16 protein-coding genes are annotated in these 20,373 nt (G+C 46.0%); 7 read left to right on the top strand and 9 right to left on the bottom strand.

Features of this window, described 5'->3' with window-relative positions; genetic code table 11:
* The first annotated feature begins 98 nt into the window (after positions 1-98).
* The 6 genes from rpsA to NB463_RS08430 all read left to right on the top strand — a co-directional run bounded on the left by rpsA (position 99) and on the right by NB463_RS08430 (position 7,152).
* Positions 99-1,769, top strand: coding sequence for a 30S ribosomal protein S1 (gene rpsA, locus NB463_RS08455; RefSeq protein WP_005385817.1), 1,671 nt, complete (start codon positions 99-101; stop codon positions 1,767-1,769).
* A gap of 213 nt (positions 1,770-1,982) precedes the next feature.
* Entirely contained in the window at positions 1,983-2,264 is a 282-nt protein-coding gene (ihfB, locus tag NB463_RS08450) for an integration host factor subunit beta (RefSeq protein ID WP_005385816.1), read from the top strand.
* Positions 2,265-2,536: 272 nt separating this feature from the next.
* Entirely contained in the window at positions 2,537-2,833 is a 297-nt protein-coding gene (locus NB463_RS08445; protein WP_005397112.1) for a LapA family protein, read from the top strand.
* 18 nt (positions 2,834-2,851) lie between these two features.
* A complete protein-coding gene (gene lapB / locus NB463_RS08440) occupies positions 2,852-4,027 on the top strand; it encodes a lipopolysaccharide assembly protein LapB (RefSeq protein ID WP_005376665.1) in 1,176 nt (391 codons plus the stop codon).
* An 83-nt stretch (positions 4,028-4,110) separates the two neighbouring features.
* Entirely contained in the window at positions 4,111-4,812 is a 702-nt protein-coding gene (pyrF, locus tag NB463_RS08435) for an orotidine-5'-phosphate decarboxylase (protein WP_054867672.1), read from the top strand.
* A gap of 501 nt (positions 4,813-5,313) precedes the next feature.
* Positions 5,314-7,152 carry an extracellular solute-binding protein gene (locus tag NB463_RS08430; protein WP_005397104.1) on the top strand — a complete coding sequence of 613 codons (1,839 nt, stop codon included), beginning with the start codon at positions 5,314-5,316 and terminating at the stop codon, positions 7,150-7,152.
* Between the two features lie 64 nt (positions 7,153-7,216).
* Here the strand turns inward: NB463_RS08430 and NB463_RS08425 are convergent, their stop codons facing one another.
* From NB463_RS08425 to dsrO, 9 genes are all read right to left on the bottom strand, one after another.
* Positions 7,217-7,456: a hypothetical protein gene (locus NB463_RS08425; RefSeq protein WP_005397103.1), complete on the bottom strand. Its 240-nt coding sequence runs from the start codon at positions 7,454-7,456 to the stop codon at positions 7,217-7,219.
* A gap of 207 nt (positions 7,457-7,663) precedes the next feature.
* Positions 7,664-8,242, bottom strand: a complete 579-nt coding sequence (locus tag NB463_RS08420) for a PqiC family protein (protein WP_258431354.1) — start codon at positions 8,240-8,242, stop codon at positions 7,664-7,666.
* A complete protein-coding gene (gene pqiB / locus NB463_RS08415) occupies positions 8,242-9,888 on the bottom strand; it encodes an intermembrane transport protein PqiB (protein WP_258431353.1) in 1,647 nt (548 codons plus the stop codon). Before pqiB ends, NB463_RS08420 begins: the two co-directional genes overlap by 1 nt.
* Positions 9,881-11,212 carry a paraquat-inducible protein A gene (locus tag NB463_RS08410; protein WP_258431352.1) on the bottom strand — a complete coding sequence of 444 codons (1,332 nt, stop codon included), beginning with the start codon at positions 11,210-11,212 and terminating at the stop codon, positions 9,881-9,883. Before NB463_RS08410 ends, pqiB begins: the two co-directional genes overlap by 8 nt.
* 301 nt (positions 11,213-11,513) lie before the next feature.
* On the bottom strand, positions 11,514-12,566 hold the full coding sequence (locus tag NB463_RS08405) for a c-type cytochrome (RefSeq protein WP_258431351.1): 1,053 nt from the start codon (positions 12,564-12,566) through the stop codon (positions 11,514-11,516).
* An 8-nt stretch (positions 12,567-12,574) separates the two neighbouring features.
* Positions 12,575-13,138 (bottom strand): c-type cytochrome, encoded by a 564-nt coding sequence (locus NB463_RS08400; protein ID WP_180766580.1) that lies wholly within the window; start codon positions 13,136-13,138, stop codon positions 12,575-12,577.
* Positions 13,139-13,346: 208 nt separating this feature from the next.
* Positions 13,347-16,439, bottom strand: coding sequence for a tetrathionate reductase subunit A (locus NB463_RS08395; protein WP_258431349.1), 3,093 nt, complete (start codon positions 16,437-16,439; stop codon positions 13,347-13,349).
* Positions 16,440-16,456: 17 nt separating this feature from the next.
* Entirely contained in the window at positions 16,457-17,587 is a 1,131-nt protein-coding gene (gene nrfD / locus NB463_RS08390; RefSeq protein WP_258431348.1) for an NrfD/PsrC family molybdoenzyme membrane anchor subunit, read from the bottom strand.
* Positions 17,584-18,351 (bottom strand): sulfate reduction electron transfer complex DsrMKJOP subunit DsrO, encoded by a 768-nt coding sequence (gene dsrO, locus NB463_RS08385; RefSeq protein ID WP_053394878.1) that lies wholly within the window; start codon positions 18,349-18,351, stop codon positions 17,584-17,586. Before dsrO ends, nrfD begins: the two co-directional genes overlap by 4 nt.
* 179 nt (positions 18,352-18,530) lie before the next feature.
* Here dsrO and NB463_RS08380 point away from each other — a divergent pair, with 179 nt between their 5' ends.
* The gene (locus NB463_RS08380; RefSeq protein WP_258431347.1) at positions 18,531-20,357 is read left to right on the top strand and encodes a sensor histidine kinase; all 1,827 of its coding nucleotides are present in this window, start codon (positions 18,531-18,533) and stop codon (positions 20,355-20,357) included.
* Positions 20,358-20,373 lie beyond the last annotated feature (16 nt).

Genomic DNA, 20,373 nt, shown 5'->3' with positions numbered 1-20,373 from the left:
AGACTAAGAGCGTTGGTCGCAAGGATGATGACTGGCGAATTTAATAACCCCATGCGGTAGGATACCCGTGGAAGTTTAATTTATTGAAGATTAACTAAATGACTGAATCTTTTGCTCAACTCTTTGAAGAGTTTCTAAACGAAACAGAATTCCAACAAGGCAGCATCGTTAAAGGTACTGTAGTAGCTATCGAGAACGGTTTCGTTCTTGTTGACGCTGGTCTTAAGTCTGAATCTGCTATCCCTGCTGAACAGTTCAAGAACGCTGCTGGCGAACTTGAAGTTGAAGTTGGCGCTGAAGTAGACGTAGCTCTAGACGCTGTTGAAGATGGTTTCGGTGAAACTCAACTTTCTCGTGAGAAAGCTAAGCGTCACGAAGCTTGGATCGTACTTGAGAAAGCTTACGAAGAAGCTGAAACTGTTGTTGGTATCATCAACGGTAAAGTTAAAGGCGGTTTCACTGTTGAACTAAACGGTATCCGTGCTTTCCTTCCTGGCTCTCTAGTAGACGTACGTCCAATCCGCGACACTGCTCACCTAGAAAACAAAGAGCTAGAGTTCAAAGTTATCAAACTTGACCAAAAACGTAACAACGTAGTTGTTTCACGTCGTGCTGTTATCGAATCTGAAAACAGCGTTGAGCGTGACGAGCTTCTAGAAACTCTACAAGAAGGTTCTGAAGTTAAAGGTATCGTTAAGAACCTTACTGACTACGGTGCGTTCGTTGACCTAGGTGGCGTTGACGGTCTTCTACATATCACTGATATGGCTTGGAAGCGCGTTAAGCACCCATCTGAAATCGTTAACGTTGGTGACGAGATCCAAGTTAAAGTTCTTAAGTTCGACCGTGAGCGTACTCGCGTATCACTAGGTCTTAAGCAACTAGGCGAAGATCCATGGGTAGCAATCGCTAAGCGTTACCCAGAAGGTCACAAACTAACTGGTCGCGTAACTAACCTAACTGACTACGGCTGCTTCGTTGAAATCGAAGAAGGCGTTGAAGGTCTAGTTCACGTTTCAGAAATGGATTGGACTAACAAGAACATCCACCCTTCTAAAGTTGTTAATGTTGGCGACGAAGTTGAGGTTATGGTTCTTGAAATCGACGAAGAACGTCGTCGTATCTCTCTAGGTCTGAAACAGTGTAAAGCTAACCCATGGCAGTCATTCGCTGAAGCACAAGCTAAAGGCGACAAAGTTACTGGTAAGATCAAGTCTATCACTGACTTCGGTATCTTCATCGGTCTAGAAGGCGGCATCGACGGTCTAGTTCACCTATCTGACATTTCTTGGAATGTTGCTGGCGAAGAAGCTGTACGTGAGTACAAGAAAGGCGACGAGATCTCTGCAGTTGTTCTAGCAGTAGACGCTGAGCGTGAGCGCATCTCTCTAGGCATCAAGCAAATGGAAAACGACCCATTCAATGCTTACGTTGCTGACAACAAGAAAGGTGTTCTAGTTAACGCTACTGTAACTGCTGTTGACGCTAAAGGCGCTACTGTTGAAATCGCAGAAGGCGTTGAAGGTTACATCCGTGCTTCTGAAGTATCTCGCGATCGCGTAGAAGATGCTTCTCTAATCCTAAGCGCTGGTGATGTTGTTGAAGCTAAGTTCACAGGTGTAGACCGTAAGAACCGCGTAATCAACCTATCTATCAAAGCTAAAGACGAAGCTGACGAGCAAGAAGCAATGGCATCTATCAACAAGCAAGATGACAATGCATTCGGTAACGCAATGGCTGACGCTTTCAAAGCTGCTAAAGGCGAATAATATACTCGCTTAAGCAAAAAAGGAGCCGCAAGGCTCCTTTTTTATATTTGAGCATATTTAAGTAGTAATACTAATGACGGTAAACTATCTTAATAAAAGGCATTTCTTCATTGCGCATTTTGCATAAAATTTGTCTAGAATTGTCAGCAAGTGTTTGTTGGAATTAGTATTACTTACTATAATAAGTGATAAAGATACTCAAAGAGGGCAACTATGACTAAGTCTGAACTGATTGAAAGACTCTGCGCTGAGCAAACACACTTATCAGCGAAAGAGGTAGAGGATGCTGTAAAAGATATTTTAGAGCACATGGCCTCTACGCTAGAGAGCGGTGACCGTATCGAGATCCGCGGCTTTGGTAGTTTTTCTCTTCATTACCGCGAGCCTCGCGTAGGTCGTAACCCTAAAACGGGCGATAAAGTGGAATTGGAAGGTAAATACGTTCCACATTTCAAACCTGGTAAAGAGCTTCGTGAGCGTGTAAATATTGGCTAACGCACTCTTATTAGTTTGAAAAAAGCGGCATACGTTTGTGTATGCCGCTTTTTTGTCTTTTTTGTAATGTATCCAAGCAGTTTACGAAGCGAGCTGTTGATTCTGGCTGTTTTCTTTGCAGCTTTCTACACCCAAGTAACTTTAACTTCTAGGCGTGTCTACAAACTAAGCATCTTGAGGTTACTTGGGTATAGATTATTGCTAATATACGTAGTCTGAAGAAGCATTTTCCTGCATAATCTTACCGACTTACTCCTAGAAGGGTGATGTAAATGAAAATTATAAAAATCGTTGCTGTTTTAGCTCTCTTTTTAATTGCATTGGCGTTAGGTTCCCAAAACCAAGAGCTCGTGACTTTTAACTATCTTCTAGCCAAAGGAGAGTTCCACTTATCTACACTATTAGGTGTGGTATTTGTGGTTGGCTTTGCTTTAGCGTGGGTTATCTTTGGTAGTATCCAGCTGAAAACTCAGCTACAAGTTCGTCGTTTAAAGAAAAAACTGAAAAAGTACGAACCTACAGATGCAAACAAACCTGCTGATAAGCCAGCCATCGAAAAACAGGCATAAGGATAAGGCTTAACTTTAATGCTTGAACTACTCTTCTTGTTGTTGCCTATAGCTGCTGCGTATGGCTGGTATATGGGGCATCGCAGCGCTCAGCAAGACAAGCAGAAGCAATCTCATCAAATCTCTCGTCAGTATATGACGGGTCTTAATCTGCTGCTCTCTGACCAATCAGATAAGGCTGTCGATCACTTTATTGAATTGCTCCAAGTTGATAACGAGACAATCGATACTCACCTTGCGTTGGGTAATTTGTTCCGGTCTCGTGGCGAAGTCGACCGCGCAATCCGAATTCACCAAAATCTCATTTCTCGCTCTGGCTTAACACTGGATCAAAAGAATCTTGCACTTCAACAGTTGGCGAAAGATTACATGGTCTCTGGTTTTCTCGATCGTGCAGAGAAAATCTTCGAACAGTTAGTCGAAGAGCCAGATTACAAAGAAGCGGCCCTTCAGCAATTGGTAACCATTTACCAACAAACACGTGAATGGGAAAAAGCAATTTATTACGCCAATCAATTGGCTAAGTTGGGTAATAAACGCTCCAGAATGCGTGCGAATATTGCTCATTTTTGGTGTGAAATTGCCATGCTCGACCAAGCCGATGGTAATACTAATAAGGCAATACAGCACTTTAAAAAAGCCCTAGCAGAAGACCCAAAGTGTGTTCGAGCGAGTATTGCTTTGGGACGAATTTATCTAGAGTCTGAAGATTATAAACACACGATAAAATACCTAACGGGTGTGCTTGAGCAAGACAAAGACTTTATCAGCGATGTCTTACCAACCATTGCAGAGTGCTACCATCATTTGGGCCAGGAAGATGAACTTGTAGAGTTTCTGCGAGCTTGTATTGATAAGAAAGCAGGCGTATCAGCCGAGTTAATGTTGGCTCAGTTGGTTGCTCACCACGAGAACGTAGGGGCTGCACAAGAGCTGCTGACCAAACAGCTGCTGAAAAATCCAACCATGAAGGGCTTTTATCGATTAATTGACTACCACATTGCTGAAGCAGAAGACGGTCGCGCGAAGGACAGTCTATCGACGCTACAAGCGATGGTGGGTGAACAGTTAAAAGTGAAACCACACTACCGATGCCGGAAGTGTGGGTTTTCTACTCATTCCCTTTATTGGCACTGCCCGTCCTGTAAAGGGTGGGGGACGATCAAGCCAATCCGCGGATTGGATGGTGAATAATTTTAATGCAGCTGGCAGAATTTCTGTCCGCTGCATTTTTTTAACTTTTTATTTAATAAGAACCAAAATAGTTAGGAGATGAAATGATCGACCAAAAAGTTATTGTCGCACTGGATTATGATAACCAAGCAGACGCACTTGCGTTTGTAGATAGAATTGATCCTGCGTCATGTCGCCTAAAAGTTGGCAAGGAAATGTTTACGCTATTTGGTCCTGATTTCGTACGTGAACTCCACAAACGTGGTTTCTCAGTCTTCCTGGATTTGAAATTTCACGATATTCCAAATACGTGTTCTAAGGCGGTCCGCGCAGCCGCGGAATTAGGGGTTTGGATGGTGAATGTGCATGCGAGCGGTGGTGAGCGCATGATGACGGCATCACGTGAAATTCTTGAGCCATACGGTAAAGATCGCCCACTTCTGATTGGAGTAACGGTACTAACCAGTATGGAACAAAGTGATTTAGCGGGTATTGGTTTGAACATTGCGCCTCAGGATCAAGTTATTCGTCTGGCGACATTGACCAAAAACGCTGGTTTAGATGGTGTCGTATGTTCAGCTCAAGAGTCTTCATTGCTTAAGAGCGAACTGGGTCAAGACTTTAAGTTAGTTACACCAGGAATCCGACCTGCCGGCTCTGAGCAAGGTGACCAGCGCCGTATCATGACACCAGTAGAGGCTATTCATTCAGGCTCTGATTATCTTGTTATTGGGCGTCCAATTACTCAAGCTGTGGATCCTGCTGCAGTGTTGAAATCGATCAATGATAGCTTGTCTAGTATGTAAGCACAGTCTTGTATTGTATAAAGAAAGGTGAGGCTGTGATGCCTCACCTTTTTTGTATCTAATAAAAATACCAACCGTAGTAAGCAAATGCTCATTTTAACCAGTTATATCTGCTCACTTACTTGCTTGCTTTAATTGGTGTAGGGGGGGGGGAGCTTATTCGGATAAAGGTTCTACGGTTTATTATGAGAAAAGTAGGGCTTGGTACTGTATCGATCACACTTTTGTAACATAACTCACTGTGATGCATAGAAAATGCGACCATGTATTATTGATGACTTGCGTTACAAAAGCCTAAAGAATACTATGGCGAAGATGCATTCACTGCGTTGTAAGGTCTAGGATGACCTAGTGAAACTCTTTGAAATTAATATAGAAGCTGGCAGGAAGTCACTTCATATTACGCTCCTATTATTTCCTATCTGCGTATTTTCTATTTGCAGCTTTCACACTCCGTCTTCCTTGCTACGACCTTAATCGCAAACACAACAAGGAAGAAACATGACTAAAAAACTGCCATTTTCAGTACTTGCAACACTGACCGCTGCCAGTTTTCAACTGAGTGCGGCAGAGCTACCTGCTGATATAGAATGGATTTCAAATAACAATGAACCTCTGTTCGCCTCTGAAGAAGCGGTACGAGGTGGTACTTATCGTACGTACATTCAGAGCTTTCCTCAGACATTACGAAGTGTTGGTCCAGATGCGAACTCCGGCTTGCGCCAATATTTAATGGATGGTTCACCAAAGCTTGCTCAGCGTCATCCAAATACTGGTAAATGGATCCCCCAACTTGCTAAGTCATGGGCATTTGGAGAGGACAACAAAACCGTATTCTTTAAGCTTGATGAAACGGCCGAGTGGTCAGATGGTGAAAAAATTACGGCAGATGATTACGTCTTTATGATGAAGTACTACACGTCAAAAGACATTATCGACCCGTGGTACAACGACTTCTTCACGAACAGCGTTGTTGGTGTTGAAAAAATTGACGACTACACGATCAAAGTCAATCTTGCTGTAGCTCAAAGTCATGACTCGCTCATGGTTATGATTAACATGCCGAGTAATGGTTTTCAGCCTCGTCCGGAACACTTCTTTGAAGGAGAAAAGGACGCAAATAACGATGGCATGCCTGATAACTTCGTCAGAAAGTTCAACTTTAAATCTGAGCCAACTGCGGCGCCTTACTACATTGATAAAGTGAAGAAAGGTAAGAGCGTGACATTCAAACACGTCGGTGAAGATTGGTGGGGGTATAACAACCGCTACTATAAAAACCGCTACAACGTAGAAAAAGTCCGCATTAAGGTGATTCGCGATCCTGATATTGCCATGAAGCACTTTGAGAAAGGCAACTTGGATTACTTTGAGATGGTGCTGCCAAGCTTTTGGCATGACAAAACCGATAGTGATGTGTACAAAAAAGGCTATATCCAAAAGTACTGGGGCTTTAACGAAGCACCACAAGGCGCTGGTGGTCTTTGGATGAACACCGCGATGCCGATGTTGGATAACCTAGAAGTGCGCAAAGGCGTTATGGCAGCCACTGACTATGACGGCATGATTGAAAATATCATGCGTGGAGATTATTCACGTAAACCACATGGACTCGGCTTTGGTCATGGCGAATACGATGATCCTAACAATACACCGCCAAAGTTTGATGCTGATGCGGCGGTTAAACACTTCGAAAAAGCGGGCTTTGACAAAGTGGGCGCAGATGGTATTCGTGTCAACGATAAGGGCCAACGCTTGAGCTTTGCTATCACCTACGGATACAACTCTTGGACTCCACGTATTGCATACCTGAAAGAGCAAGCGAAACTTGCTGGTCTTGAGTTCACGTTAAACTTGGTTGATGGTTCATCTGCGTTTAAATACATTCTTGAGAAAAAGCATCAGTTAGCGTTCTTGAATATGGGCTCTGGTGAGATTCCTGCGTATTGGGAATATCTACACTCGGATAATGCGAATCGACCACAAACGAATGCTCACACCAACTACAGCAGCCCTGAGCTGGACAAGTTGATTGAAGCTTATGACTCTGAGTTTGATCAGGAGAAGCGTTACGATTTATCGCATCAAATCCAAAACTATGTCAGCAAAGCGAATATCATCGTTCCTGGATACATGGTGCCTTATTCTCGAGTTGCACATTGGCGCTGGGTTAAAATTCCTAAAGATGGCATGACAAAAGCGACAGAATGGGTGCTTCATCCAATGGATATTGGTAATTTCTGGATCGATAGCAAAGTAAAAGAAGAGACTGAGGAAGCGATGGACGAGGGTAAAACCTTCCCAGAGACAACGGTCATTGATGATCGCTACAAGTTGTAACTCCACAACTTAGCGGCGATAAAATGAAAGCCCCGGTAATTAAGTTACAGGGGCTTTTTTATTTTTACTTAACTAAGTAAGACGCTTCTAAAAGGTAGGTTTTCACATCACCAAGCAAAGAGAAGGCCTTGTCGATGGTTTTAAATCGCTCATCAAGTGAGTCACTAGATATAAGTTGGCTGAACGTTTTTACCGAGAAAGCTTCGTTTGCTTTAAAGAACTGATGCACATTTTCAAGCTGAACTTTATGAATATGCTCCACCTTATTTAGGGCGGTGGTTAAATCGGAAATGTTAATCGACATTGCTACTCAAGAACCTTATCAACAAGACCTCTACATAAGGTCATAGGATGGGGCTTTATATTTTGACGTAGAGTAGCACCAAAGAACGGATTGCAGTCTGACTAAGATCAATTTGTCTCGCTTGATTATCTACATCTATTTCGATCGGAAAACTTCTCGCAGCACAAAAAAGGGAAGCAACTTGCTTCCCTGTAATTAACATCGATCTTAGATTTTTTTGGCAATGTCCGAAGTCAGTTCTTCCAACCCGACGGATAGTGCGTCGACAAGTGCTCCATAGCCTTCGTCCTGTAGAGGCTGAGAGATTTGTATTGGTGCACTCTTTTCTACCTTACCTTCAGCATTAATGAGTAACCATTCCCCCTCAATTTCGATATTGCCTTTGTAGCTACCATTAAATTTATTTAACGTAAGCTGTAGTTTGGCTTCACCATTTTGATCCAACAGGTTGTTCATTTCAGTCGGCCAGTAATGAGTCTGTTTGTGGCGTAGTTCTGTGACGACTCTCTGAGTGATTTGCTCGGAAATACTATGCGCCCATTGATTGTTTCTTGCCTGGATAACTTTAGTCTCAGAGGTTCGGTAAACGATACCACTGTCGTTTAAATAACTTGCCAGTTTTACTGGACGAACGACTAAAGTAGGGCGCTGTGAGATATCAGAAGAGCTCAGAGTTACTGGTTCCGCCTTAGGTAGAAGGTACAAAGCCCCTTTAGTTTCTGGAGTGCTACTGCAACCCGTTAGACCGACAAATAGCGCGATAGACAAAAAGAATACTCGTTTCATTAGTTTTGGCCTTTAACTGGGATTGGGTCACTGATTTCATCTTCTCCAAACACGAGAGAGTTTGGCTTTTCGTTTAGCTGTTTAAGTACGGGTTTAAACTCTGTCATCACGCTTTCTAGTTCTTTGAGCGTGGCTTCCATTTCATTGTACATGGTTGAGTTTGGTCCATAACCATCGAGTGTTTTTTGCAACTGCTGCAAGCTTTGGCGAATATCTGTTGGGATCTCTTGCGTCTCTTTTTGATTTAAAAGTTTATCAATACTGTCCGCGACACGTTCTGCTGACGCCAACGTCTTTTCCGACGTTTTTAACGTTGAATTGAGAGAGTTAAGCGTTTCTTCCATTGGTAAGCTATTAATCTTATTTAGGAAGTCATTGACTTGGCGCTGGACTTGGGCAAAACCACCACGCATGGTTGGGAAAACATCTAAACCTTCAAATTCACTTGGAACGTACTGATCATCATTAGGGTAAAAGTCTGCATCAATATAAAGCGCGCCAGTTAACAAGTTACCAGTCTTTAAGGTGCCACGGAGACCGCGAGCAAACTCTTCCTTCAACTTCTCTTTGAACATAGATAAAGATTGGGATTCTAAATCTCCGTACACTCGACCGAGCTCAACGCGCACCAAAACAGGAATTTTTTTCGCAGAGAAGTTTTCTTCTGGTGTTGGTAAACGCATCGGTACTCTCGTTACGGTACCAATACGAAGACCGCGGTACTCAACAGGCGCATTCGCTTTTAAGCCACGTACAGATTCATCAAATAACATGACGAACTCAATGTAGTCATCGTACATACCCTCTCTCAGCTGCTTAATATCATCGTACAAGCGGAAATTAACCATGTCTTCTGTGAGTTGTTCACCGGACTCAAGACCTGGAACGGTATCGAAGGTAACGCCACCCGTTAGCATGCTCTCTAGCGAGCCAAACTTAACTTCAAACCCTTCGGCATTGAGCTGTAAATCAACACCAGAATTCAGCCAAAACTTAGTACGAGTGCGCACTAAGCTGTCATAAGGTTTGAAAATAAAGAGTTGATACAGCGCCTTGCGAGTATCAACATCAAAGCTGGTTTTCTCTACACGACCAACGGTAAAGCCTTTATAAATAACCGGGTCACCAACACCTAGTTTGCCAGCTTCGCGGTGCGTTAATACAAGACGCAGGCCTTCTGCATCAGGAGAAGCGACTGGTGGCACATCTAATACCGTAAAGTGCTCCTTTTCTACTTTAGATTTACCCGGCTGAAGTTGGATATAAGCGCCAGAGAGCAAGGTCTCTAAACCTGAAACACCATCACGGCCAATACGAGGCTTCACCACCCAGAACATGGTGTCATCTCGCAGCATGCGCTTCGCGTCTTTATTCATCTGAGCCTTAGCGATGATGTGATCGTAGTTTTCACTGAGAGTGACTTCGGTAATCAGACCGACTTTAACATTCAGTGCTCGGATCTCGGTTTTACCAACCTCAATCCCATCTGCGGTTGGCAGTTGGAGAGTAATTTGTGGGCCTGTACTGTTGATGTATTGGAACAGCATCCACGCTCCCATGGCTAGCGCAAGGATCGGGACAATCCAGATCGCAGAAATCTGCTTTTGCGGTTTTATTTGAGCGGGTACGTTGTTCTCATCACTCATATTTGGCTTTCTCGTTTAAGTTGTCAGAAATCGGCTCCTGCACTTCGTTTTGTGGCAACTGCCACAACAAACGTGAGTCAAATATCATTGCAGAAAGCATAGTGAAAATGACCACTGCCGCGAAAGAGAGCGCAGCAGGGCCTGGATAAATCGCCATTAAGTTTTGCAACTGAACCAGTGCAACTAAGATGGCAACGACAAAGATATCGATCATAGACCAACGACCAATAAACTCAGTTAAGCGGTATATCTTTAAGCGTGAAATACTTTCTTTGGGAGGAAGATATCGCGCTTTTTGCGCATTGTAATACAGCCACGCGAGTGCCAGCATTTTCGCCATTGGAATGAATACGCTAGCAAAGAAAATTACCATCGCAATAGGGTAAGAACCTAAATGCCAAAGCAGTATTACCCCTTCCATGATAGTCGAGCCTTCTGAATGTCCAAGGCTTACGGTATACATCATTGGATAAAGGTTCGCGGGTATATAGAAAATGACTGACGCAAACAAAAGCGCCCAAGCTTTTTGTAAATTATCTGCTGGGTTGTATTTATGAATAGGGCTTTTACAACGAATGCAGTATTGGTGCTTTTTCGCTTCAATTGGGTTGAGTTGGTGACATGTATGGCAACCAATATGGTTGTGGTTATGGTGCGTATCGCCCTCATTTACATCGGGCAGCACGATGGCTGGAATGAAGTGCCCCCAGAGCCAGCTTTTGTCGACCATTGATATGCATTTGACTACCAGAACGGTATATACACAAAACGCCCAGAATGAAGTGCCCATTCCTATGTCTGCGAGGGAAGCTATTTTAATTAAGCTGACTAATACGCCAATCAAGAATACATCGACCATCAGCCAGGGTTCGACTCGAAACAGAAGGCGACATAAAACTTTCGCCATTCGTTGCTGTTTTTTGGATGGCGTATGTTTACGCGCTTTTAATGCTTCGAGATGAAGAAAGAGAATGAGACCGACATAGATAGCAGGCAATACGACGACCGTTGCGAGAAGCAGTACACCTAAAAGTACATTTTGAAATTCAGCCAGCATTTTGGCCGCATGCAATAAGGTGATTTCTTGCGATAGCCCTTGCGCACTGAACGACATAAAAGGGAAAGAAATACTTAACACCAACATGATCAAACATGCCGATGATATGGCGATCACGCTTTGGTAAGGCTTGGCATTCACTTTAGTCAGCGAATGCGAACATCGAGGACATTGTGCTTTTTGCCCCTGTTCGATATCGGGAATGCGAACAACAAGGCCGCACTCTTCGCATGAAATTAACTGACGGGAATTAGGTTGAATACTCATCGGGTAGGTTTTAGATTCATTTGCTTTAAGAATACTCTTTTTTCACTAGGCACGCTTGTTTTGATTCAGGAGTTTACGAGTTTCTTACTTTTGGCATTAGAGCATATGGGAGATCTAAGACATAAACGAAGTCGCGTTTGGTACAAGATTTTACGGCGAAGATGAGTATGTTGGAAGCCGAAAATAATGTGATATTGCTTGTCTGTGGAGGGGTAATTACTTGTTTTTAAGGGTAAGTAACTCTGCCCAGATAATCTGAGCAGGGAAAAAGAGCATTTTATTTAAGGTGCTTAGTTGTACTTTACTTGACCGTTCCGCTCTTAAAGGCATTGGAGCCGACTTGCGTACCGTTGAGCGTTTTGCCGTAATAGCCTTGGTGCTGGTGATATTTCTCCGCGTTTGCGGTGACATTGCCTTTAAATCGTGGATCTTGTGGACGCTCATGGCTATTCACGTATGCCGCGACATCCCACGCTTCTTGTTTGCTTAACTGGACACTTTTCCCAAGCGGCATGTTTTCGTAAATAAAATAGGCCGCGGTGTTAATCCGGTGCATACCTGCACCCCAGTTATACGCATATTCGCCCCAAAGTGGTGGAATGTATGAATGGCCGTCGGTGCCTTTTATGCCTGAACCGTCGGCGCGATGGCAAGTTTCGCAGTTCTTTTCGTAGACTAATGCCCCTCGCTCTGTTGATGGTTCTTGCTTCGGTGCGGCGATTTTTGGGTAGCCACGTCCAGAGAGATTACCTCGTTCTTCAATTGGTAATGCTTGCGCGATGGCTTCGGGCAGCGGGAAGTCTTTTGCTTTTCCACCAACTTGCAACGCTTTTGCGTCTAGCTCCGGAATTGGTTCATCCGTCATACCATGTTTGTCGAGCAAGCCGCCCATCGCCAACCAGTAGGCGTAAGCACTAAGGGCAACAATTTCTGGCGAATCGTAAGCGGGAGCTTTACCGTTCATGGAATATTCGAAACAACCCTGGATACGGTCAGCATAGCTGTTTACGCGATCGTTTTTCTTACGATATGCCGGGTAGGCCATGTATGCCGCCCATAGAGGTGCAGCGTTGGCTTTTCGTCCTGCTTCCATATGGCAATTCACACAGTTTTGTTCGTTGCCAACGTATTTTCCGCGCATTTGTTGCGAGTTAACAAATAGGGAATAACCACGTTTTACTTGCTCACCAAATTCGGTATTTGGAATGGTGCCTAGATCACGCGGTTTTAAGTATTCACCGTGATTCTCTTTTTTCACCGCGGGCAGTTCAGTTTGACGATCCGGCAGTGGCTCGTTGGCCAAAGTAGCAGCAGAGATGAGAGGCAATGCGAACAAAGAATAGAAACGTTTCATGACTGCTCCTAATAACGTAATGAGGCAAAGTAGTAGGAAAGGTTTTCAATCTCTTCGTCAGTGAGATTTTTCGCGATAGTACCCATCATATTGAGCGGGTCACCACTGCGAGTGCCGTTTTTCCATGCCATTAATTGCGTTTTTAAGTAATCAGCATGTTGGCTTGCGAGGCGAGGAAATTTGTCGACGCCCATTCCGCTGGCTCCATGACAAGTCGCGCAAGCTGGAATGTTTCTATCCCAATCGCCTTGAAAGATCAGTTTACGATACGGGTTACGAATGTCGGCTTGGTCGCCGCGTTGCTCTGGGTTAGTGAACTCGTAGCTTGGAAGGTTAGCAAAGTAATCCATGACTTCTTTACGAACGGCAGGATCGCTAAGCTCCTTCGCCATGCCTTGCATGACCACATTTTGGCGTTCACCACTAAGGAAGAGTTCGATTTGAGTGTTGAGATAATTCGCGTTTAAACCAGCGATCATCGGAGCGATATTTGGCTGTCCCATGCCATCTTGGCCGTGACAACCGCTACATACGCTGGCTTTTTCCGGAATAGACGAGGCGCTTGCGCCCATAGTGGTGGCTAGCAAATAGGCTGTCACCACTGGAAGAATCTTTGACATGCTGACTCACTTTAATTCTTATTAATATGTCCAAGTGCTACTTGGTAGTCACTGGGACGATATTGTCGGCCTTGTCAATAAGGAAAGGTATTGTGGATTTCCACATATTTAGAGGATGTGAAGAGCTGCTAAATGGCAGCTCTTCAGGTTTGGTTGTCTACTAAGCTTTGCGGATTTTGGCTGGTAATGATTGACGAGCCGCGGCTCCTACCACCCAGTCTAACAACACGCCTTTCCCTTCTCGGGTTGGGTCAATTAATCCGATGTCGTTAATGTTGACACCATCTTGGCTGCGAGTTTTTACGGGTTGCTGTTTATCGCCGATCCAGTGCGAGCGTTGTCCTAGCTCGGTATGACCAAACCCATGTTCAAATCCTAGTGTGCCAGGGCGAATCCCGCTGACTATCATCGCAAGTGCTTTGGTGCTTGCAGATGGAGTCTCGATAACAAACTCATCACCCGTTTTAATGCCTGCGCGTTCGGCATCGATTGGATGGATGTACACTGGGTTTACGCCTTTTATCGAGTTCAACCTTGGCGATAGGTTGGATACCGCACTGTGAATGTTGGATTTAAAGTTAGTCAGGCTGAAAGGCCATTCTGAGCTTGGGAACTGGTCTTCCATTGGTGTGCCGTCGGCCAGCTTTTGTGGATGCCATGTTGGGCAACCGGTGTAGAAATCACCGGTCATGGTGTTTCTTGCGCTGCCGATACGTTCATTCCATATCGCAACTGGTCGTGTCCATTTGTGCTTCATTTGCGCACCTTGATACGCTTCGGTTGCATTTTCAAAGCGTCCACCGCGAGCAAAAATAAACGCCACACGTTTCATCTCATCCGCTGTCAGCGTCTTCTGCATGGCTGGCATTAAACGCTCTAGGCCGGACCACGCAATGTCTTCTGCCGAAACTTCAGGCACGCCGCCTTTCACATACGCCAAGTTTGCCGCGGAACGTAAGTAGAAATCTTCAGCGCTGTGGAGAGCGTGCCAATTCCCTTGCGCATCTTGAATCGCGTTGTCACCAAAGCCGCCTAGTTGCATTTTCTTGGCGACATCAATCAAAAAGTTTTCTAAGCAAATCGAACGACCATCGGCGGTTTTCTCTGTTCGCGCTTCCACAATCGGCCAGCGAGCGGTGACGGTTTTCACCGGAACGTCGTGCCAAGGCGTTGCCATACCCCAGCTTTCGTAGGTGACCGTGTCCGGCACAATATAATCCGACAATGCGGTGGTTTCGTTAATGAACGCATCAACAGACACAATCAAACCGAGCTGCTTTGGATCTTTAAGCTTGTCTTCTAGCAGCGTTTTTAAACCGGGTACACCATACATTGGGTTCGCCATATGGTTGATCCACGCTTTAACGCGGTATGGATACCCATCAATAGCCGCAGATAGGTGCTCTGTCAGCAGTGGCGCGGCAAACGGATACCAAGGGGCGCGAGTTGGGTAAGGGGATTCACCTGCCTCAACGCGACGTTTGTATTCGCTGGTCTTGTGGTATGGGAATTTACTGCGCGATAGAAAGACACCTCTCGGGCCGACTTTGCCAGCAAACTTGGTGAAGTCGTAACGAGGACCCGCAGCGGAAGTTGGGTAGCCACCCGCTTTGGCCATCGCGCCGCCTTTCATATTGATATTACCAATCAACGCATTGAGCATCATGATGGTAAACGAGTTATAGAACCCATTGGTGTGCATGTTGCCACCGTGGGTATCGACCACCGCTTTTGTTCCGTAACTGGTGAAGCGCTTTGCTAGTTCAACAATTTGTTCGACAGGAATCTCACATTGTTGGCTGTAGAACTCAAGGCTGTATTTAAACGCCTCTTCTTTGAGTCTTTGCAGGGAAGATTTTACTCGCACTTCGCCTGATGCAAGCGAAACCGTTTTATCGACAAACAGTGCCGCTTCCCCTGTCTGGGTATGAACACCAAATTCGCCGCTTTGATCATCCACGATGACGTACGGATCGGAGTCAGACAACGCTTCGCCTTCGAATGGCAGATTCAAATCCGACGCGCGTAAAAACGTGCCGTTTCTCGGGTGCTGCTCATCGCTTATCACGAGATGCGTAGCATTACACCAGTGCGCGGTGCCAGCTCGTTTCATTGCGTTCGCCCCCGGTTGGGCTAAGAAGGTTTTGTTGTAGCGTTGGTTTTCGATGATCCACTGGATCATGCCAAGCACGAGGGCAGAGTCGGTGCCTGGTTTGATTGGTACCCAGCGGTTGTTGTCACCGGCCGCCAAGCTCGATGACCCCGCAGGCAAACTTGGTGTGATGATGGTGTATTCCAAGCTACCTTCTGTTCGCGCATTGGCGAGTTGACGCGCCTGACGCTTAAAAGGGTTGCCAGCTTGAGCAGGCGACATACCAATAAAGATGATGTATTCGGCATTATCGAAGTCTGGTTTTAAATGGGCAAATTTATCCAAATCATTCATAAATGCACCGCTGCCAGCACGAAATGCGTAGCCGCAGTAAGAGCCATGATGCCCAAAGTTACGCGTACCATAGCTATTGAACGCGAAGCGTTTGAAAATGTCGTCTCGGCCTTCGTTACCGGCATTGGTCATTAGCAGTTGGTTGGCTCTCGGGCCATATTCTGGGCTTTCAGGATCAACAGGCGTTTTTAAATCGCGAATTGCGCGTAGGCCATCAACATGACCTTCACCAAATAAATCTCCGCCTTCTACGACTTCTTCTATCAATTGCTCGTAGCTGATCGGAATCCATTTCCCTTCGCCGCGTTTGCCTACTCGTTTCAGGGGCTGAGTAATGCGGTACGGGCTGTTGCGAATTTCTAACATCCCATTGCCACGTGCGCAGGCGGTGGAGCGACCTTCAAGGCCCGCTTCTCCAGCCAAACTTAAATAAGCATCTTTGACTGGCGTTTCGAATGGAATGTGTTGTTGATGAGAGAGTGGGTGATATGGGTTGCCAGTGATACGCAAAATCTCGTCGTTGCGGTTATCAATGCGCACACGCAACCCGCACAGTGACCAACAGCCAAAGCACATCGATGGAGCGACGCGCTGGTTTGGGTTCGGGATCAGGTTGCCTTTGCTGTTGACCGTGTACTCTGGTTCAAGAGAATTACCGTGGTGAATATCACGCGTTTTTTCTCCTGCGGTGCCTTCGAGCGCACCCTCGACCATATGTTTGGTGGTGGTGGCGTAACCCGCAGCGAATGCGCCAAGCCCACCCACTGCAATGCCTGATTTCAAAAACTGACGGCGTTTGTTATCCATGATGAAATCCTCTTTGATTAGCGTTCAGTTAAGGTGAGAGATGTTGGTGCCACTTCGGAGTGTTGCTTTGGCTGGATTAACTCTGAAGCGAGTAATGCCATTGCAAGCCATAATCCGAGCATGCCGATAATGCCTATCCAGCCATTTCCATCCATAGTGAGTTGGTATGGATACAGCCCTGCATCGAACTTGGCGATGGTTTGTACTTCCATGATGGTAAACCAGCGAATCAGCCACGCACTTGCCAACGTGATCAACGACAGGCACAAGGTGCCCATGACACGATACATACGAGACGTTGTTGACGATTTGGCGTTTCTCATCGTCATAAGCGCGAAGATGATGCTGCCTAAAATAACCAAAGTGAGCAGAGCTATATTTTGTATCCATTGCTCGCTGGAATAGAGTGAAAATGCGGAATTGTTGGATGCCCAAATGGGTAGGAGAATCAGCGTCAGAACGCCGCTCGTTACCACCGATTTTTTCAGTAAATTAGTATCGCCAGATGTCAGCGTCTTTGACTGACTAGGCAGCAAGAGCCAAATCAGCAGAGCGAAGCCGACTGCGCCCATAAAAGCAGTAACAAACCAAAGAATCGGTGACGCTGGTTGGTGCCATAACGAGCGTGATTTTACGACCGCAATTTCAGCGCCTGTGTAGACTGCAATGGTTATGCCTGATAGCACTGTGATGGCAGATACCATAAGCATGGCTCTACGAGAGAGCACCCATTCACCCAGTGACAGCTTTGAAATTAGAGGCAGTACTTTCCCTGGCTGATTACGTAAGTTGAACAGATCCTGGCGGAGATACAGCCATGCAGTCACTACCGCTAAACCTGAGAAAACAGGCAAGAAAAGCGATCCTAAAGACATCCATGACCACGGCGTGATGTGCGAGTAAAAATGCCATGCGCGTCCCGGTTGGTGTAAATCACCAGTTAACGCTAATGGCCCCACGATGGCGCCGATGGCCAGCGTCAGCACAAGCGCAGCGCGCAGTCTGTGGCTGGTGTGTTTTTCAAATAATAGGGCGATTAGGAATAAAATAGCAGCCGCATAAGCCGAACCGATGTAGAAGAAATACTGTACCGCCCACGGGAGCCAAGCCATCGCTTGAGGTTGGACTAACACTTCGCTGATGTTCATGCGTGCTCTCCTTGTGGGTCGTAAATAGCTGGCTGCCCGTCGATATGGCTGGTAAAGCGTTCATCCATGCCGATGTAAAACACGTGTGGCTTGGTCTCTTCATTGGGCTTTAGCACTTTGATGTCGTCTTGGTGCTTCGCAATTAAGCGGCGGACTTCACTTGATGGATCATTCAAATCACCAATCACACGCGCACCGCCAACACAGGTTTCCACGCAGGCAGGTAATAAGCCTTGTTCGAGTCGATGTGCACAGAAGGTGCATTTATCTGCGGTGAGGGTGTCCTCATTGATAAAACGAGCATCGTAAGGGCAAGCTTGTACGCAATACGCGCAAGCGACACAGCGACTGTTATCCACCATGACGATGCCATCTTCGCGCTGAAAGGTCGCTTGAACCGGACACACAGCCACGCAAGGTGGGTTTTCGCAGTGGTTACAAAGGCGAGGCAGCATAAAGGCCTTTGCTTCTCGCGTGGCTTTCGAACCGTCATCCAGTGTGACTTCGTATTGCTTTACGGTGGTCCGGAACTGGCCGATAGGCGCTTGGTTCTCAATGCTGCAACCCACGGTGCAAGCCTGGCAGCCGACGCACTTTCGCAAATCCACCACCATGGCATAACGTTTCCCCACTTGTCCTTTTCGATCGGCGGACTGGTTATTTCGAATAATGTTTCCCGCGGTTGCCGTGCCAATGCCCGCGACTGGAATTAACGCGGCTCCGGCTGTGACCGCGCTGAGAAAGCGACGTTTGGTGGAATCCATAACTCACCTGCTTTTTTGTTGTATTTGAATTGACTGATTCCATTGTGAGAAATGCACCGCGAGGCTTATATTGTGGATTTCCACATACCCAGATCAAACTTGATCTAAAACAAATGTGGTTTAGGGAAGGTAGCTGTTATTCTTGCTCCATTGCTTTCGAAGGAACGATTCTACTCATCATGAACAAAACGCCACGGTTGCTTCAGTTTTGGATTCTTTGCTTGGTTGTCTTTGCATCTTTGGCTCAGGGCGCTGTTTCTGAACAAGCATATCTGCAAGAGCAAAACGCAGTGCAGCCAGAGGCTAAGCAGAAAGTCGAAGTGGGCGTGTTAGCGATACGTGGTCACCTTTATGCTGAGCAGAGATGGCAACCGACCATTGATTGGCTCAATCAGCAAATTTCTGATGTGCATTTTGTTCTTCATCCCCTTAACTTGGATGAAATGGGCGAAGCGGTGAAGTTTCAGAAGATGGATTTCATCTTAACTAACCCAGGTCAGGCAGTGCGATTGGGTAGGCAATACGCGCTATCGTGGATGGCAACGCTAACCAGCCGAGCGCCGCAAAATTCGAACTACGGCATTGGTTCGGCGCTGGTGGTTCGAGCCAGTTCAAGCTATCAAACATTGCAAGATGTCTCAGGGTTTCCCGTTGCTGCTGTATCAGAAAAAGCCTTTGGCGGTTACTTAACGCTGCGCTATCAAATCGTGGAAATGGGTCTTAATCCGAACGATTTCTTTGCTGATGTCCGTTACCTCGGCTTTCCTATTGATGCCAACCTGTATCAATTGCGTGATGGCAATGTGGAATCCGCTGTCGTCCCTGCTTGTTTATTGGAACAGATGCAAAATGAAGGTCTGTTACAGCAAGGGGATTTTCGAGTCCTAAATCAACAGCCAAATGAACATTCTTCGTGCGCTGTTTCTACGCCGTTATATCCAAACTGGTCATTTGCCAAAACAGAGCATGGCTCAGCTCAGCTCGCCAAACAGATTGCGCAAGTCTTGCTTGCTATGCCGCCAGATCACCCCGCCATTATTGCCGCTGGCGCGTCAGGTTGGACGTCACCCGTCAGCTTGCTGAGCATCGACAAACTTTATCAGGCGTTGGATCTCCATCCGTTACAACAACCTTGGTGGAGTGAGGCACTGCGCTGGCTGCGTAGTCATCAGGAATGGGCGTGGGCGCTGTTCATGTTTGTGATTGTATTGAACGCGTACCACTTTTGGCTTGAGTATCGATTTAGCAAGAGCAAGCAAGCGTTGGAGCAGACATCGTTACGTTTAAAAGAGAAAAGTGAACAGTTAGAGCATTCACAAAGAGTCGCGATTGTCGGTGAAATCGGCACCAGTCTTGCCCATGAGCTCAATCAGCCACTGGCGGCCATTCGCAATTACAGTGAAGGCGGTTTACTTCGCTTGGCCAAAAAACGCCCTCATGAAGATATTGTCCCAGTGCTTGAGAAAATACAGGGGCAAGTTGAACGAGCCGATGCAATTATTCAGCGCTTAAGAACGTTGATCCGCAAGCGCAGTGTCGAAAAAGCGCCGTGCGATCTTCAAGTACTCATTGATGACACGATTGAGTTGCTCCATTTTCGAATGCAGAAGCAAAATATTTCGATTGTGACCAGTATAGAAGGGAACGTCCGTCCGGTACTTGTCGACGCTGTGGGCGTTCAACAGGTTTTAGTTAATGTGATCAGTAACGCGATTGATGCGTGTACTTTGTTCCAAGAGAAATATCACTCGTCAGGTTATCAAGGTAAAATTGCCCTGCATAGTGACTACCAAGTCAATCAACTTTCCATTCGAGTATTGGACAACGGCACAGGGTTGCAGCAAGAGAATCCAACTCAAGCGTTTGTGAGTAGCAAAGAAGAGGGGCTCGGGCTGGGGTTAGCCATTTGTCGTGATGTAATGGAAATGCATGGTGGCGAGTTTCTCATCAGCTCGACAGCGCCACATGGCTGTTTGGTTGAGCTTGTGTTTCCATATCAAAACTAATCTGAACTAGGCATAG

Source organism: Vibrio sp. RM-41-2B (genome assembly GCF_024744415.1).
In the GTDB taxonomy this organism is placed as follows: domain Bacteria; phylum Pseudomonadota; class Gammaproteobacteria; order Enterobacterales; family Vibrionaceae; genus Vibrio; species Vibrio diabolicus.
The sequence above is the reverse complement of the archived record's forward strand: the minus strand, read 5'-3'. Positions and strand labels throughout refer to the sequence as shown.

Coding starts and splice junctions, on each gene's coding strand:
- rpsA (WP_005385817.1), top strand. CDS start 99: ATGACTGAATCTTTTGCTCAACTCTTTGAAGAGTTTCTAAACGAAACA.
- ihfB (WP_005385816.1), top strand. CDS start 1,983: ATGACTAAGTCTGAACTGATTGAAAGACTCTGCGCTGAGCAAACACAC.
- NB463_RS08445 (WP_005397112.1), top strand. CDS start 2,537: ATGAAAATTATAAAAATCGTTGCTGTTTTAGCTCTCTTTTTAATTGCA.
- lapB (WP_005376665.1), top strand. CDS start 2,852: ATGCTTGAACTACTCTTCTTGTTGTTGCCTATAGCTGCTGCGTATGGC.
- pyrF (WP_054867672.1), top strand. CDS start 4,111: ATGATCGACCAAAAAGTTATTGTCGCACTGGATTATGATAACCAAGCA.
- NB463_RS08430 (WP_005397104.1), top strand. CDS start 5,314: ATGACTAAAAAACTGCCATTTTCAGTACTTGCAACACTGACCGCTGCC.
- NB463_RS08425 (WP_005397103.1), bottom strand. CDS start 7,456: ATGTCGATTAACATTTCCGATTTAACCACCGCCCTAAATAAGGTGGAG.
- NB463_RS08420 (WP_258431354.1), bottom strand. CDS start 8,242: ATGAAACGAGTATTCTTTTTGTCTATCGCGCTATTTGTCGGTCTAACG.
- pqiB (WP_258431353.1), bottom strand. CDS start 9,888: ATGAGTGATGAGAACAACGTACCCGCTCAAATAAAACCGCAAAAGCAG.
- NB463_RS08410 (WP_258431352.1), bottom strand. CDS start 11,212: ATGAGTATTCAACCTAATTCCCGTCAGTTAATTTCATGCGAAGAGTGC.
- NB463_RS08405 (WP_258431351.1), bottom strand. CDS start 12,566: ATGAAACGTTTCTATTCTTTGTTCGCATTGCCTCTCATCTCTGCTGCT.
- NB463_RS08400 (WP_180766580.1), bottom strand. CDS start 13,138: ATGGGCGCAAGCGCCTCGTCTATTCCGGAAAAAGCCAGCGTATGTAGC.
- NB463_RS08395 (WP_258431349.1), bottom strand. CDS start 16,439: ATGGATAACAAACGCCGTCAGTTTTTGAAATCAGGCATTGCAGTGGGT.
- nrfD (WP_258431348.1), bottom strand. CDS start 17,587: ATGAACATCAGCGAAGTGTTAGTCCAACCTCAAGCGATGGCTTGGCTC.
- dsrO (WP_053394878.1), bottom strand. CDS start 18,351: ATGGATTCCACCAAACGTCGCTTTCTCAGCGCGGTCACAGCCGGAGCC.
- NB463_RS08380 (WP_258431347.1), top strand. CDS start 18,531: ATGAACAAAACGCCACGGTTGCTTCAGTTTTGGATTCTTTGCTTGGTT.